Below are 14,206 nucleotides of genomic sequence, written 5' to 3'. Positions count from 1 at the left end.
CACCCCCACCCCGACGCCCGGCACCAACGCGGTGACGAACGGTGACTTCGAAGCGGGTCAGACGGGCTGGACGGGCACGGACGGCCCCATCACGAACAACGCTGGCGAGGCCGCACACGGCGGTTCGTGGAAGATGTGGCTCGGCGGCAACGGCTCGACGAGCACCGAGTACGAACAGCAGTCGGTGAAGGTGCCGGCGAGCGGCAAGCTGACGTACTACGTGCACGTCGACACGGCCGAGACGACGCGTTCCACGAAGTACGACACCGCGAAGGTCCAGGTCATCAACGGCACGACGACGAGCACGGTGTCGACCTTCTCGAACCTCGACGCGGCGAGCGGTTATGTAGCGAAGACGGTCGACCTGTCGGCCTTCGCCGGCAAGACGGTGACGCTCAAGTTCACCGCGTCGGAGGACTCGGTCTCGCAGACGTCGTTCGTCTTCGACGACGTGGTCGTGAAGTGACGGCGCACTGACGTCACCTCGACCTCACGTCAGGGGCCGTTGACCGGGCACTGACGACGACGCCGGTGTGTGCTGTGTCGTGACGGTCGGGTGGGGGTGCGAGATTTCTCGCGCGTGGCCCCACCGGCGAGCGTGGTCGAGCCGCGCGGATGAGGCGGGCCGTCAGGTTCGCGCGTGGCCCGTCAGTGGAAGGGCGGCGTCACCCGAGCAGGTCGAGCTCATCGGCTCGGATCTCGGTGACGTGGTTGCTGCCCTGGGTGCGCTGCTCGGTGACGTCGCCGCGCACGCGGATGACGGAGCCGAGGCGCAGGTGTTCGGTGGCGGGCAGCGGGCAGCACAGGGCGAGGCCGTCGTCGACGGTTCGGAAGCAGTGGCGCACGACGTCGGCGGTGTCGCCGTCACGTGGCGGGGTGGTGCCGGCGACGCGGGCGATGACGTCGACGGTGGTGCCCACGTCGGCGAGGAACGCGACGGACGTCGTCGTGCCGGAGCCTCGTTCGGCGGGGCCGGCGGCGACGCCGGAGTAGCGCTGGTCGGCGTCTTTGCGGTCTTGGCCGCGCACGATGCGCGGAATGGTCACGGGGAGGGAGATCACGTCATCCTCAAGGGGTTGAAGCAGTCGCGGAGCACCGTGACGCGCGTGGCGTCGGGGGTGGTGTGGGCCTTGACGAGGCCGGACAGGGCGAGTCGTTCACCCTCGGTGATGCCGTAACGGCGCTGAGTCGACCACTCGAGGAGATCGTTCGTGCCCTCGACGCGCAGCACGTAGGTGAACGTGCGTCGCGCGGCGGTGACATGTTCGACGACGACGCGCAGGCGCAGCTGTTCGCCCTGCGTGCCGATCCGTTCGCTCGCGGTGTGGCGCGCGAGGATGCCGGCAGCTGTGCTGGGCTTCTCGGCATGGCCGCGGGTGGGCATGGCGTCGGTTGCGGAGGTCGTGACGCGGTGCGCGTGTGGGCACATGAAGGCTGGCGCAAACATCGACTTCCCCTCTCCGTGAACGATGGTCTCGGTATGAGGACGCATGAACCCCCACGCAGGTTGCGTGTCTCGCTCGAGCAATCGTGTGTTCCCGCTCTTTTGAGCGTAACGCGCATCGCCCCCTCGGACGGCGGTCGCGAGGAGGCGATATGACGGGCGGGCGAGACGTGTGTCGCTATGCCTTGCGGCGCAGCGCCTTGGGGGCGCCGAGAGCAGCCGCGACGCCGAGGGCCGAGCGGGGTGCCCAGGCCGTGCGCCACAAGCCACCGTGTGCGGCGCCGTCGCTGAAGAGTTCTTCGGCGTGGGCGCGCTGAGGCGCGGCGCCGGGGGCGAGGTCGTCACGCATGACGTCGTGGATGAGCAGCGCCGCCATGAGCGCGCGGCTCGTCTCGGCGGCGAAGACCTCGACGCCGAAGTGGTGCGCGCCGGCGTAGGCGGCCTTGAGGGCGGTGTTCTTCGTCACCGACCGGGTGAACGTCGCGGGTGCGACGTTGAACGAGACGCGGCGCCCGTCAGCCTCCGAGGCGACGGCGCGCCAGCGCTGCAGGCGCTTCGCGACGGCGTAGTTGGGCCCCTGCTGGGCGATGATGCAGTCGGTGACGCGCGAGCCTTTCGGGTAGGGCTCGGTGAACAGTTGGCCGCGTGACGCGGTGCGCAGCGCGCGCTTCGCGAAACCCTTGCTGCCGCGGCGTGACCACCTCGAGCGGGCGCTGTCGATGATCTCCTGGGGCACGACGAACGCGTCGGTCGGCGTCGCGAGATAGGCGAGCACCGTCGTCGGGCGGCGCTCCTGCAGCCAGGTGGCGATGAGGTCGGCGGCGAGCGTCAGGCGGATGTGCATGCCCGAATCGGCATAGGCGTGCATGCCGAGGACGACGGTGTCGTCACCCGCCTGCTCGTCGATCCACGCAGCGACGGCCGCGGTGTCGCGCGTGATGTCGGCGCCTGTCTCGCCGTCCTTCGTCGGCAGGCTGACGAGGCCCGCACCGTCGCGCGCCATCTTCTCGAGGCGCTCGCTGACGCGGTGGATGTCGATCGCGAGGATGCGTGCGCCCCAGCTCGACAGCATCTCGAGCGGCCCCATCTCGGCGCCGGCGCCGATGTCGGCGACGACGTGGCCAGGCAGGCTCAGCCACTCCGGGTGCGCGACGACACGCATGACGGCGTCCGCGCACGACTGCTCCACGATGCCCTTGTGCACCCACGCCGCGAGTTGGCGTTCGAGATCGTGGCCGCTCAGCATGCGCCCCTGGTAGGGGATGGCGAGTTCCTGACGAGGCTCGGCGGTGCCGTCCACGGTGTGGGTGCCGAACGTGCCGCGGGCGGCATCGACGGCGGCGTCGACGTCGAGGTCGGCGAGCGGTGTCTGCGTGCCGCCGTTGGCAACGTGGACGAGATGGGCGCGCGCCGCGGCGAGGCCGTCGCGGGCGATCGTCGTCGCTGCATCGTCATCGGCAGCGGTGCGGACGGTGAGTTCGCGCATCGCGCCGACGTAGCCCTGACGCCACGACGTGTCGGCCTCGACTCGGCCCGCCAGTGCGGGGTCACTGTTGCGAACCGCTTCCGCGACGATGGCCTTGACGGTCGGCGTCGTCGGGCGCGTGCCGTCGGATCCGGCCGGGAACTGGATGCCGACCTCCTCGCGGACGGTGGTGTCGGCCGACGTCGGTGTGGCGGTCCTCGGCATCATGAGCCTTTCGCGCAGGTGGTGGGTACCTCACCATCGAAGCGCACTGCTTGGTGCGACTTCGTCAAGAGACGCACCAACTCTGGACGGTCTCGTTTGGAGGTTTCCTCCAATTCGGCGACCGCGCCGACTCATCACGGTGCGACGTTGCATAGGTGGGCCCGCTGCGGTTGACCATGACGAAAAAATCGGTGGCGTGGTTCGTCAGGTCACGGCAGACTCGACGTCATGAACGACACGCAGCTCTCGACCGCATCCACGTCGCCGACGGCGACGGCTGGTAGTGAGGAGTACCTGCGCGTCAACAAGGCCAACTGGGATGACCGTGCCGTCGCCCATGCCGCAAGCCCCGACTATTCGGTGCAGCACTTCATCGACCACCCCGACGCCATCAGCCGTGTCGTCCGGTTCGACGTGGAGCGTGCGCCGGGGCTCGGATCGCTCGACGGGCTCGACGTCGTCCACCTCCAGTGCCACATCGGCACCGACACGTTGTCGCTGAAACGGCTTGGCGCGCAGCGCGTCACGGGTGTCGACCTGTCGCCGAAGTCGCTGGAAGAGGCCCAGCGCATCGCCGCTGCAGCCGGACACGGCGACATCGAGTACGTCGAATCCGACGTCTACTCGGCGCCGCAAGCCCTGGGCGGCAGGCAGTTCGACCTCGTCTACACCGGCATCGGCGCGCTGTGTTGGCTGCCCAGCATCGAACGCTGGGCCCAGGTCGTCGCGGCGCTGCTCAAGCCCGGCGGGCGACTGTTCATCCGCGAAGGCCACCCGATGCTTTGAGCGATGGGCGACCACCCAGCCACCGGGAAACGCACCCTGCGCGATGACGAATTCACCACCCCTGCCGTGGAGTTCCCCTACTTCGAGCAGGAGCAACCACTCGTGTTCGACGACGGGGGCACCTACGTCGAGACCGGCCACGAGTTCACCGCGAACGTCACGCACGAATGGAATCACGGGCTCGGCGAGGTCGTCACGGCGCTGCTGAACGCCGGGCTCCGACTCGACGCACTCGTCGAGCACCAGAGCGTCCCGTGGAACGCGCTGCCCGGCCAGATGGTCGAGATCGAACCGAACGAGTGGCAACTCGCCGAGAATCCCGCGCGGCTCGCCGCGACCTACACCTTGACGGCAACGCTGCCTGCGGACGTCGACGACGCAGGCAGCGCGCGCCTCACCGCACCCGAAGCATCTGCGTCGCAGGGCCCCCCGAAGCCGCAGGCATCGGACGAACCCTCGGCCCGAACGACCTGACGTCTGCTCCGTATCTCCATGCGGCGCAGGCGAACACGCAAGGAGAACACCATGGAGCGAATCAACGCGAAGCTGTACAACTGGGCCTCGATCCTCGAGGAATCGACCCGCGAACAGGCCCTGACGACGGCGTCGATGCCATTCATCTTCCCGCACCTCGCGCTCATGCCCGACGCTCACCTCGGCCGCGGCGCCACCGTCGGCTCCGTCATCCCGACGCTCAGCGCGATGTCTTAGGTCGCGCCGCGACGCAGCCCTGCGGGCCTCGCTGCGCTCATGTCCTCGGGTTGCTGCGGCACTCCGTCATCCCCGCCGCCGTCGGCGTCGACATCGGCTGCGGCATGATCGCGGTGCGCACGCAGCACACCGCCACCGACCTGCCCGTCGACCGTGCGCCCGTACGTCAGGCGATCGAGCGCGCCATCCCGCTGTCGGCCGGGGGAGTGAACCGCACGATCAGCCGCGACCACACGCGCACGCGCCTCGACGAACTCAACGCCATGGCCGCCGACGCCAGGTTCGACCCCGCGACGTACGCGAAGAACTGGACGCTACAGCTCGGCTCGCTGGGCTCGGGCAACCACTTCATCGAGATCTCCCTCGACGAGGACGACCGCGTCTGGCTGTTCCTGCACTCCGGTTCGCGCGGCGTTGGCAACAAGATCGCCCAGCACCACATCAAGACGGCGACCGACTACTGCGCGACGAACTGGATCGACCTGCCCGACCGCGACCTCGCATACCTCGTCCAGGGCACACCCCAGTTCGACGCCTACTCCCGGTCGCGCCGCGACGCAGCCCTGCGGGCCTCGCTGCGCTCGTGTCCTCGGGATGCTGCGGCATTCCGGCATCAGCGAACTCGAGTGGGCACAGCACTTCGCCCTGCTCAACCGCGAAGAAATGATGGACCGCGTCGTCCGCCAGTACAGCGAATGGGCTGGCGAACCCGTCATCGAACAGGAACGCATCAACTGCCACCACAATTACACAGAGCGTCTTCCGGCTTCCCAGGCGCGATCGCTGTTTCTTCCGGCGGAAGGGGTTCACAAGCTCACCCCATCCGCTCGGCGCGACACGAGCTGGTCACGCTTCTCACGCCCCACCTGGCGGATACCGGGTGGGGCGCGAGCAGCTCAAAGCGATCTACACGACGCGTCGGTCGAGAAATTCAGTTGTGGCGTGGGGCGCCGGGCTGCGAGATTCACCCCATGAACCCTGAGGCGTTTCGCGACCTGTACGACTCTCAGCTGCGCGGTCGGGCGGAGGTGGCCGACGCCGACGAGGTGACGCCGATCGGCCCGGTGTTCGCTGCGACGTTCCCGGGCCGGCGGCGCGGATTCGTCACCTACGACCCGTTCGTCATGGACGACGGGCTCGAGGAACTCATCGACGCCGTCGTCAGCCATTTCGAGGCCGACGAGCGCGTCGACCACTTCGAATGGAAGACGCGCGGCCACGACGTCCTGCCGCGACTTCTCCAGCGGCTCGAGGCGCGCGGATTCGAACTGGAAGAGCCCGAGACGGTCATGGTCGGGTCGGTCGACGACGTCATCGCCGCCGACGAGGGCCTGCCCGCCGGATACACGCTCGAACGCGCCGCCACCCAGCAGGCGATGCGTGACGCCGAAGGCCTCGCCGGGCGCGTCTTCGGCGATTCCCCCGAGCGCAGCCGACGTCAGGGCGACGAACTCGTCGAGCGCATGAGGCGCGATCCGGAAAGCTTCGAGATGTGGTTCGTGCGCGACTCGGCAGGCGACATCGTGTGCTCGGGGCGGGTCGATTTCGTGGACGACACCGACTTCGCGGGCCTGTGGGGTGGCGCGTGCGACGAACGTCATCGCGGGCGAGGCCTCTATCGTGTGCTCGCGGCGCAGCGCGCCCGAGCGGCCAAGACGCACGGAAAGGCGCTACTGCAGGTCGACTGCACCGAGTACTCGCGCCCCATCCTGCAGCGTGCGGGCCTCGTCGCGGTGACGACGTCGACACCCGCCGCCTGGCGACGGCCTGCCTCGAACACGTCTGGCGCACCCTGCTGAGGTGGCATGTGAGGCGACCCAGGAGCGATTCAGGTCATCTGGATAGGCTGTGGAGGTCGTATCGACACCACCCGGGTTCGACGACAGGGGGAGAACAATGAAGACGTTGCTCAACATCATCTGGTTCGTGTTCGCCGGGGTGTGGTTGTGGTTGAGCTACATGCTCGCCGGGCTCATCATGTGCATTCTCATCGTGACGTTCCCGTTCGGCGTCGCGTCGTTCCGCATCGCCAACTTCGCCGTGTGGCCGTTCGGGCGCACGTACGTCGACAAGCCGACAGCGGGCGTCGGGTCGATGATCGGCAACATCATCTGGTTCGTGCTCGCGGGCATCTGGATCGCCATCGCGCACATCGGCACGGCCATCGCCCTCGCCGTCACGATCATCGGTCTGCCCCTCGCCTGGGCGAACCTCAAGATGATCCCGCTCGCACTGTTCCCGCTGGGCAAGCAGATCGTCCCCGAGAGCGCGGCGCGCCCGCTCATGCCGCAGGCCGGCACGCCGACGACGTCGCGCTACTGACGCGGCGCCGGCGGCGCAGCCCCAGGGTCGTCGGAGTAGGGGTACGGCTTGGATTCATCGTCCGCGCCGATGCCGTAACCGTGCTGTTTCTCCGGGGCCTCGACTGCCATCCACGTCCGGATCATCCCCGGTACGAGGAAGGCCACCCACGCGATCGGCCACGCGTGGAAGGCGAAGCCGAGCACGAGAAACACGATGAGCGCCAACGAGCCGGAGATCGCGAGCAACTTCTGAGCCGTGGAGTTCGATGAGGCCTTCATGACTCCAGTCTCGGCGCGCCGTTCGTCGCCTCACGCAGCCGACGGTCACGAATCACCCATGAGATGTGTCATGGGTCCACCGCCCGATGTTGCCCGGGAATCGAGGCACCCGCGCCTCGAATCCCGGGCAACACGGGGGAGCGTCAGCGCGTCAGGCGCGCGCGGTACGTCTCGACGCCGTCACCGGACAGGTCGTCGAGGTAGGCGGTGCGTCCGAGCATCGTCATGATGAGCGCGATGATCGGCCCGGAGACGACGTCGCCCTTGCCCGTCTCCCACTTCTGATCGGTAGCCATGAGGTGCAGGCCCTTGATGCGGTCGCCCGCACCCATGCCGAGGCCGGCGTCCTTGTAGTGGTCGGCGAGCTGACGCAGCGTCTCGGCGGGGTAGGTGTGTTCGATGTCGAGCGCGCGGCGGATGTCCTCTGCATGCACGACGACCTCGCCGAGCGCGGCCTCCGCGGAGAACGGCGACACGCGCTCGTGCATCGACTCGCGGAAGGCTTCGAGCGTCTCGGCGGGTGTGCCACCAGAGAAACGCGCAACGCCGGCGTCGCTGACGGCCTGGACGTTGCCCTTGTGCGTCAGCATCTGCTTGGCGGCGCTCGCCTTCGACGTGCGCGCCGACGACGCGAGGTGCGCGACGACCTGCTGCACGCTCCAGTCCTCGCACAGCGACGGGGCGCGCCACTGCGCGTCACTCAGCCCTGCGAGATCCTCGAGCAGCGACTCGCGCTCGTCGTGGACGGACTTCCAGGTGATCTCGTGCGACATCGTCAGCCTTTCGAAGGGCCCGGGGCGCCCGGGCGTGCCGTGTTCGCTCCCAGTCTGCCAGCCGCGGCTGACGGCGGCGCTGACACGCGGGGGCGTGGGCAGTACCGTCGGGCCCATGGGAATGATCTGGACGGCCTACCGCATGGACGATACCGAGGCGCAGCGACTCGTCGCCGACCTCACGTCGACGGGTGACGCGCCCCTGCAGGCGCTCGAGACGCTCGAGAAGTTCGACGACGAGCGCATGCTCGATGTCGACAAGGCCTGGCATGCGCTCGAGCGCCTCTACAAGCAGGCGCACGCTCCGAGCCCGATCTCGGAGGGGCGGGTGCCTGACTCCGAGGATGTCGTCGTCGGCCACGTGACGCCCGCGCGGGTGACGGCGATCGCCGCCGCGATGGGCCGCATCACGCCGAGCATCCTGCGCAAGGGCTACGACGCGAAGAAGTTCACGCGCGACGAGATCTACCCGGATATCTGGGACGAGGACGACGTGCTCGACGTGTACGTCATGCCCTACGACGCCGAGCTGCGCGAGTTCTACGCCAAGGCAGCCGAGGCGGACGAAGCCGTCATCTGGCAGCTGAACTGACGTCCGTCGCGCTCGAACCGGGCGCCTCAGAACGCAGCGCGCCCACCCCATCGAGTGACGAGGTGGGCGCGCTGCGTCGCGGGTCGTTCAGGGCGTCGGTGCCGCCGACGTCCCGTCGATCTCTGTTGCGCCGTCGGTCGTCTTGACGCGGTCCATGCCCATGAGCGCCCACTGCTGCGGCGCGCGGGCCTTGAGGACGAACGACGAGATGACACCGATGACGACGGCGACGCCGATGAGCGCGGGCAGCTGCCACGCGAGGGCGCTGTTCGGGTCTCCGATGAGGTTGCCGAACTGCGATGCGGCATACGCAGCGACGCCGCCCATGAACACGGCCGAGAGCGCGGGCGCGACGAGGGTGCGCCAGAGCCCGCCGAGGCCGGTGCCGGCGATGGCGACGTCACCCGTCACCGCGTCGTCGGCTGCGGCCTTGCCTCGTGCGCCCCGGTACTTCGCGAAGAACACGACCACGGCGAGCGACGCGAACGCCATGAGGAACAGGATGGCGAGCGTGCCGAGCTGCGTCAGCCAGGTGAACAGGGCGAGCACGGGATCCTTGTCGGTGACGACGAAGATCGTCAGGACGACAGCGGCGAGCACCGTCTGGCTGATCGAGCCCATGTGCGGCGACAGGTGCACCGCGTGCGTGTGGCCGAGGCGGGCGGGCACGAGCCCCTCGCGTCCGAGGGCGAACAGGTAGCGCGCGACGGCGTTGTGGAACGCGAGCAGCGCCGCGAAGACGGATGTCGCGAACAGCAGCGACATCACCTTCGTCGCGCTCGAACCGAGGTAGGTATCGCCCAGTTCGAAGAGGAAGACCGTCGGGTCCGGCTTGAGGCCGCCGAGGTGCTCGACGAGCGTCGAACCGCCCTGCGCGCTCACCATGAGGAACGTCGTGATCGAGTAGAAGACACCGATGACGGCTACGGCGAGGTACGTCGCGCGCGGCACGGTGCGACGCGGATCCTTCGCCTCCTCCGAGTAGATCGTCGTCGACTCGAACCCGATGTAGCTCGCCGAGTTGAACAGCAGTGCGATGGCGAGCGAACCGCTTGTCAGGGCGTCGAAGCTGAACGAATCCCAGGCCAGGTGCGATGCGACACCGCCGTGGCCGCCCTCCCCACCCTTGCCGATGATGGCGCCGTCGAGCAGGAGGACGATGAGGAATTCCGCGGCGACGAGGACGCCGAGCACCTTGACGGACAGATCGACCTGGCGGTAGCCGAGCAGCGCGATGACGGCCCACGCGACGAACGCGCACGCCCACCACGGCGGGTCGAAGCCGAGGTTGTCCGCGCAGAAGCTGGCGGTGGCCGAGCCGAAGAGGCCGTAGAGGCCGATCTGCATGGCGTTGTAACCGAGCAGGGCGATCCACGCCGCAGCGCCGCCGGCATGCTGGCCGAGGCCGCGCGCGACGTACGCGTAGAACGCGCCCGTGCTCGTGTGGTGACGTGCCATCGCGGTGTAGCCGACGGCGAACAGCAGCAGCATGGCGCTGACGATGAGGTACGCGAACGGAATGCCTCGCCCGTTGCCGACGAGCATCGCGACGGGCGCGCCGCCGGCCATCGCCGTCAGGGGCGCGGCGGCGGAGACGACGATGAACGCGATCGCGATGACCCCGAGGCGCCCGGAACGCAGGCGGTGCTCGGTGTGTGGGATGTCGGAATCTGCGCGCGGACTCATGTCGGGAGACGACGTGGGAGTTGCCATGCCGGGCCTTTCGTTCGGGGGCGAACGATCTCGCCTCGAGGGTCACGGTAACCCATGATGTGATCTGAGACACATGAGGATCAGATGACGATTTGATCTCGCGGCACGATGTCCGTTTGGGCCCGAACGATTGGTAGTGTGATGCGCATCACCGCACCAGCCAACCTTGCGAGGAGCGTCATGGTCACCGCGCCGCAGCCCGAGAAGATCACCGTCGAGGGGGTCGAGGTCGATACGCGTCACTGGATCGGTGGCGAGCGCGTCACCAGCGCTGACGGTGCGACGTTCACCGACGTCTCCCCGATCGACGAGAGCGTCATCGGCGAGATCAGCGCAGGCGCCGAGGCCGAGGTCGACGCTGCCGTCGCTGCTGCGCGCAAGGCCTTTCCGGCATGGGCCGGCATGCCGGTCGCGGAGCGCGCGGCGCTGCTGCGCAAGGTCGCCGACGGCGTCGAGGCGCGTGTCGAGGAGCTCGCGCACGTCGAGACGCGCGACAACGGCGCGCTGCTGCGTAGCCACCTGCGCGGCGTCATGCCGCGCGTCGCGATGAACTTCCGCTTCTTCGCCGATTACCTCGAGAACGACCTCGCCCACCCGGACATGACGGTGCCCGGGCGCGGCCATCGCGAACGCATCACGTACGACCCGGCCGGCGTCGTCGCCATCATCACGCCGTGGAACGCGCCGCTCATGCTCGCGACCTGGCGCATCGGCCCGGCGCTCGCGGCGGGCAACACCGTCGTCGTCAAGCCGCCGGAGTGGGCGCCGCTGACGGCGTCGCTGCTCGCCGACATCATGCGTGACGCGGGCCTGCCCGACGGTGTGTTCAACGTCGTACAGGGCACGGGCGTCGACGCGGGCGCCCCACTGACGCGTCACCCCGGCATCAACCGGCTGTGCTTCACCGGCTCCGTCCCGACGGCCGGCGTCATCGCTGCTGCGGCCGCGCCGAACATCGTCCCGTTGTCGTTCGAGCTGGGCGGCAAGTCGCCGCTGCTCGTGCTCGACGACGCCGACATGGATCTGGCCGTCGACATCGCCGTCGAGCAGTTCGACAACGCCGGGCAGGTCTGCCTCAAGGGCGCGCGTCTGCTCGTCGACGCCAAGATCGCCGAGGAGTTCACGCAGCGCGTGCTCGACAAGGCTCGCACGCTCAAGCAGGGCGACCCGCGCGACCTGACGAGCGACGTCTCCGCACTCATCACGCGCAAGCACTTCGACACCGTCGACGGTTTCGTGCAGCGCGCCAAGGCCGACGGCGCGCGCGTCCTCATGGGTGGGGGGCCGAACGACGAGCTGGGCGGCCTGTTCTACTCGCCGACGATCCTCGCCGACTGCCCCGAGGGCTCGGAGATCCTCACCGAGGAGGTGTTCGGCCCCGTCCTCACGATCGAGACGTTCGACGGTGACGAGGCCGGCGTTGCGATGGCGAACGACACGCGCTTCGGCCTCGCCGCGACGCTCGTGACGTCGGACCCCGAGCGGGCAGAACGCGTTTCGGCGCAACTGCGCGCGGGCACCGTCTGGGTCAACTGCTTCTTCGTCCGCGACCTCGGCGCGCCGTTCGGTGGCAGCGGCCGGTCCGGTATCGGCCGCGAGGGCGGCATCTGGAGCTTCGACTTCTACTGCGACGTGAAGAACTCCGTCTTCGCGCCGAGCAACTGAACGATCGAGTCGCTGAACAACTGAATGGCCGAGAGATTGAGCGGCACTGCTCGCAGGTGCCCGCCGCACATTCTTTGCGTGCGGGGCACCTGGGTGCACGTGCACGCAGAGGATGGCGGGCCTTGGGGCAGGCCAGTGACGAGAAACGACGATCAACGAAGGAGACGGACATGGGTGAAGTGGTAGGCGCCGGTCTGCTGGCGCACGTGCCGACGATCATGCTGCCCGAGGACGTGCGGCGCAGCCTCAACAACGGCGAGGACACGACGCTCGTCGCCGGGCTCAAGCAGTTGCGGCGCGAGGTGTTCGACGTGCTCGACTACGACACCGTCGTCGTACTCGACAGCCACTGGGCGACCACCGTCGAGTTCGTCGTCACGGCGCAGGATCGCCGCTCGGGGCTGTTCACGTCGGAGGAGTTGCCGCGCGGCATGACGCGTCGTCACTACGACTTCCCCGGCGACCCGGAGCTCGCGCACCTCATCGCGAGCAAGGCCGACGAGCACGGCACGTGGATCACCGCGACCGACGACCACTCGCTGCCGATCTTCTACGCGACGACGAACATGTGGGAGTACCTCGGCAAGGGCCTCGACGACAAGAAGTGGATCTCCATCGGCGTGTGCCAAACAGCCGACACGGAGGACAACCTGCGCCTCGGCCGCGCGCTCGGTGACGCCGTCCGCGAGAGCGACCGCAAGGTGCTGCTCATCGCCTCCGGCGCGCTCAGCCACACGTTCTGGCCGCTGCGCAAGCTGCGCGACCACGAGGCCGCCGGCAGCGAGCACATCTTCTCGCAGGAGGCGTGCCAGGCCGACCTGCAGCGCATGGAATGGTTCGCGAACGGCGATCACGCGCGCGTCCTCGACACGATGGACGAGTTCTACCGGTACAAGCCCGAAGCACGATTCGGGCACTACCTCATGATGATCGGTGCCCTCGGCGAAGGCGACTGCACCGCCCCGTCGCGTCAGTACGGCGAGTACGAGAACTCCGTCGGTACTGGCCAGGTGCACCTGTGGTTCGACCAGCCCGACGGTGGCTTCCCCGCGCCGCACCGCACCGTCATCGACGACGACGTCTTGCGTCAGAAGGCTGCCTCGGCGGCTGCTGAGGCGGGCCCGCAACACATTCCCGACGTCCCGGCCGCGGGCTGAGGGCGTCGGCTGTCCGCCGACCTTGACCTTGATCCCGATCCACCCCACGAGGAGAACCCGATGACCCTGCGCGAAACCCGCCGCATCCTGCTGGACGGCAACCCCGTCGACGTCGTCGTCGACGGTGACGACCTCGTCGCCGGCGACGGTCGTCGCGTCGCCATCGCCGACGCGACGCACCTGCCGCCCGTGACGCCGAGCAAGATCGTCTGCGTGCACCTCAACTACCGCAGCCGCGTCGACGAGATGATGACGACGCTGCCGAAGGCGCCGACGTACTTCCACAAGCCCGTCTCCGCGCTCAACACGCACGAGGGTGCCGTCGTGCGCCCCGAGGGTTGCAAGTGGCTCAACTACGAGGGCGAGATCGCCATCGTCATCGGCAAGACGTGCCGCAACATCTCGCCCGACGAGGCCGGCGACTACATCCGCGGCTACACCGTCGCCAACGACTACGGCCTGCACGACTTCCGCGACACCGACTCCGGTTCGATGCTGCGCGTCAAGGGTGCCGACACGCTCTGCCCCGTCGGCCCCGGCGTCATCGAGGGCTGGGATTTCCGCGGCAAGCGCATCCGCACCCTCGTCAACGGTGAGGTGAAGCAGGACGGCACGACCGACGAGATGGAGTGGAACATGCACTACCTCGTCGCCGACATCGCCCGCACCATCACGCTGCAGCCCGGCGACCTGCTGCTGTCCGGCACGCCCGCCATCTCGCGGACGGTGTACCCCGGTGACGTCGTCGAGGTCGAGGTCGAAGGCCTCGGCACGCTGCGCAACCACATCGTGACGGGCCCGACGCCCATCCGCACCGACGTCGGCGCGCAGGTCACCGAGTCGGAGGAAGTCCTCTCCACCGCCCAGGGTGGCGACTGGGAGTTCCGCGGTATCCGAAAGCCGATGCCTCCGCAGCCGTGATGCCCGCGCCTTCCGGCGCGTCTTCCGGCGGTGTGGCTTCGCAGGCTCAGCCGCACCGCTCGGTGCGACACGACCGGCGGGGGCGGCGCGGAATGATGTCCCACTCGGTGTTGATACGCACGATGTAGGAGTTGTTCGTGGCGAAATCTCCCCACGTGGTGTCGAAACGCAC

General features: G+C 68.5%; 14 protein-coding genes and 2 pseudogenes. 10 read left to right on the top strand and 6 right to left on the bottom strand.

Translation table 11 applies throughout. The annotated features are described in order from the left end of the window. Positions 1-466 (top strand): annotated as a pseudogene (locus AC1RS9_RS10315) (M4 family metallopeptidase); the annotation flags it as partial. Positions 467-665: 199 nt separating this feature from the next. Here AC1RS9_RS10315 and AC1RS9_RS10310 read toward each other — a convergent pair. From AC1RS9_RS10310 to AC1RS9_RS10300, 3 genes are all read right to left on the bottom strand, one after another. Then, a complete protein-coding gene (locus AC1RS9_RS10310; RefSeq protein WP_038566480.1) occupies positions 666-1,061 on the bottom strand; it encodes a hypothetical protein in 396 nt (131 codons plus the stop codon). Then, positions 1,058-1,447 carry a hypothetical protein gene (locus AC1RS9_RS10305; RefSeq protein ID WP_143181279.1) on the bottom strand — a complete coding sequence of 130 codons (390 nt, stop codon included), beginning with the start codon at positions 1,445-1,447 and terminating at the stop codon, positions 1,058-1,060. The genes AC1RS9_RS10310 and AC1RS9_RS10305 overlap by 4 nt, the downstream gene beginning before the upstream one ends. 175 nt (positions 1,448-1,622) lie before the next feature. Next, positions 1,623-3,134 carry a hypothetical protein gene (locus AC1RS9_RS10300; RefSeq protein ID WP_074040960.1) on the bottom strand — a complete coding sequence of 504 codons (1,512 nt, stop codon included), beginning with the start codon at positions 3,132-3,134 and terminating at the stop codon, positions 1,623-1,625. Between the two features lie 228 nt (positions 3,135-3,362). On the opposite strand from AC1RS9_RS10300, the gene AC1RS9_RS10295 reads away from it, so the two are divergent. The 5 genes and pseudogenes from AC1RS9_RS10295 to AC1RS9_RS10275 all read left to right on the top strand — a co-directional run bounded on the left by AC1RS9_RS10295 (position 3,363) and on the right by AC1RS9_RS10275 (position 6,953). Continuing rightward, positions 3,363-3,920, top strand: a complete 558-nt coding sequence (locus tag AC1RS9_RS10295) for a class I SAM-dependent methyltransferase (RefSeq protein ID WP_074040933.1) — start codon at positions 3,363-3,365, stop codon at positions 3,918-3,920. 3 nt (positions 3,921-3,923) lie between these two features. Continuing rightward, the gene (locus AC1RS9_RS10290; protein ID WP_074040934.1) at positions 3,924-4,394 is read left to right on the top strand and encodes a hypothetical protein; all 471 of its coding nucleotides are present in this window, start codon (positions 3,924-3,926) and stop codon (positions 4,392-4,394) included. A gap of 51 nt (positions 4,395-4,445) precedes the next feature. Then, positions 4,446-5,390 (top strand): annotated as a pseudogene (locus AC1RS9_RS10285) (RtcB family protein); the annotation flags it as partial. Positions 5,391-5,602: 212 nt separating this feature from the next. Next, on the top strand, positions 5,603-6,430 hold the full coding sequence (locus AC1RS9_RS10280; protein WP_074040961.1) for a GNAT family N-acetyltransferase: 828 nt from the start codon (positions 5,603-5,605) through the stop codon (positions 6,428-6,430). Positions 6,431-6,527: 97 nt separating this feature from the next. After that, positions 6,528-6,953, top strand: a complete 426-nt coding sequence (locus tag AC1RS9_RS10275) for a YccF domain-containing protein (protein ID WP_074040936.1) — start codon at positions 6,528-6,530, stop codon at positions 6,951-6,953. Here AC1RS9_RS10275 and AC1RS9_RS10270 read toward each other — a convergent pair. Together AC1RS9_RS10270 and AC1RS9_RS10265 are read right to left on the bottom strand one after the other, a co-directional pair. Next, positions 6,947-7,213 carry a hypothetical protein gene (locus AC1RS9_RS10270; protein ID WP_038566485.1) on the bottom strand — a complete coding sequence of 89 codons (267 nt, stop codon included), beginning with the start codon at positions 7,211-7,213 and terminating at the stop codon, positions 6,947-6,949. The two genes, AC1RS9_RS10275 and AC1RS9_RS10270, sit on opposite strands and share 7 nt — an antisense overlap. A 143-nt stretch (positions 7,214-7,356) precedes the next feature. Then, positions 7,357-7,986 (bottom strand): maleylpyruvate isomerase family mycothiol-dependent enzyme, encoded by a 630-nt coding sequence (locus AC1RS9_RS10265; protein WP_038566487.1) that lies wholly within the window; start codon positions 7,984-7,986, stop codon positions 7,357-7,359. A 115-nt stretch (positions 7,987-8,101) separates the two neighbouring features. Between AC1RS9_RS10265 and AC1RS9_RS10260 the strand changes: the two genes are divergently transcribed. Continuing rightward, on the top strand, positions 8,102-8,578 hold the full coding sequence (locus AC1RS9_RS10260) for a YfbM family protein (protein WP_074040937.1): 477 nt from the start codon (positions 8,102-8,104) through the stop codon (positions 8,576-8,578). Between the two features lie 87 nt (positions 8,579-8,665). On the opposite strand, the gene AC1RS9_RS10255 is transcribed toward AC1RS9_RS10260, so the two are convergent. Next, complete coding sequence (locus AC1RS9_RS10255; protein ID WP_171969878.1) at positions 8,666-10,264, bottom strand: APC family permease; 1,599 nt, start codon at positions 10,262-10,264, stop codon at positions 8,666-8,668. A gap of 168 nt (positions 10,265-10,432) precedes the next feature. Between AC1RS9_RS10255 and AC1RS9_RS10250 the strand changes: the two genes are divergently transcribed. The 3 genes from AC1RS9_RS10250 to AC1RS9_RS10240 all read left to right on the top strand — a co-directional run bounded on the left by AC1RS9_RS10250 (position 10,433) and on the right by AC1RS9_RS10240 (position 14,034). After that, entirely contained in the window at positions 10,433-11,956 is a 1,524-nt protein-coding gene (locus AC1RS9_RS10250; RefSeq protein WP_235182061.1) for an aldehyde dehydrogenase family protein, read from the top strand. Between the two features lie 170 nt (positions 11,957-12,126). Beyond that, the gene (locus tag AC1RS9_RS10245) at positions 12,127-13,113 is read left to right on the top strand and encodes a DODA-type extradiol aromatic ring-opening family dioxygenase (RefSeq protein WP_074040939.1); all 987 of its coding nucleotides are present in this window, start codon (positions 12,127-12,129) and stop codon (positions 13,111-13,113) included. Between the two features lie 60 nt (positions 13,114-13,173). Then, complete coding sequence (locus tag AC1RS9_RS10240) at positions 13,174-14,034, top strand: fumarylacetoacetate hydrolase family protein (RefSeq protein ID WP_205747100.1); 861 nt, start codon at positions 13,174-13,176, stop codon at positions 14,032-14,034. The last annotated feature ends 172 nt before the right edge of the window (positions 14,035-14,206 follow it).

The organism is Dermacoccus sp. MPR-E5, from assembly GCF_058809565.1.
Note: the sequence above shows the minus strand (reverse complement) of the source record. Positions and strands in the feature narration are given on the sequence as shown.

Bases quoted from the DNA above. Each gene is read 5' to 3' on its own strand.
- AC1RS9_RS10305 (WP_143181279.1), bottom strand. From the start codon at position 1,447: ATGTTTGCGCCAGCCTTCATGTGCCCACACGCGCACCGCGTCACGACC.
- AC1RS9_RS10300 (WP_074040960.1), bottom strand. From the start codon at position 3,134: ATGCCGAGGACCGCCACACCGACGTCGGCCGACACCACCGTCCGCGAG.
- AC1RS9_RS10295 (WP_074040933.1), top strand. From the start codon at position 3,363: ATGAACGACACGCAGCTCTCGACCGCATCCACGTCGCCGACGGCGACG.
- AC1RS9_RS10290 (WP_074040934.1), top strand. From the start codon at position 3,924: ATGGGCGACCACCCAGCCACCGGGAAACGCACCCTGCGCGATGACGAA.
- AC1RS9_RS10280 (WP_074040961.1), top strand. From the start codon at position 5,603: ATGAACCCTGAGGCGTTTCGCGACCTGTACGACTCTCAGCTGCGCGGT.
- AC1RS9_RS10275 (WP_074040936.1), top strand. From the start codon at position 6,528: ATGAAGACGTTGCTCAACATCATCTGGTTCGTGTTCGCCGGGGTGTGG.
- AC1RS9_RS10270 (WP_038566485.1), bottom strand. From the start codon at position 7,213: ATGAAGGCCTCATCGAACTCCACGGCTCAGAAGTTGCTCGCGATCTCC.
- AC1RS9_RS10265 (WP_038566487.1), bottom strand. From the start codon at position 7,986: ATGTCGCACGAGATCACCTGGAAGTCCGTCCACGACGAGCGCGAGTCG.
- AC1RS9_RS10260 (WP_074040937.1), top strand. From the start codon at position 8,102: ATGGGAATGATCTGGACGGCCTACCGCATGGACGATACCGAGGCGCAG.
- AC1RS9_RS10255 (WP_171969878.1), bottom strand. From the start codon at position 10,264: ATGAGTCCGCGCGCAGATTCCGACATCCCACACACCGAGCACCGCCTG.
- AC1RS9_RS10250 (WP_235182061.1), top strand. From the start codon at position 10,433: ATGCGCATCACCGCACCAGCCAACCTTGCGAGGAGCGTCATGGTCACC.
- AC1RS9_RS10245 (WP_074040939.1), top strand. From the start codon at position 12,127: ATGGGTGAAGTGGTAGGCGCCGGTCTGCTGGCGCACGTGCCGACGATC.
- AC1RS9_RS10240 (WP_205747100.1), top strand. From the start codon at position 13,174: ATGACCCTGCGCGAAACCCGCCGCATCCTGCTGGACGGCAACCCCGTC.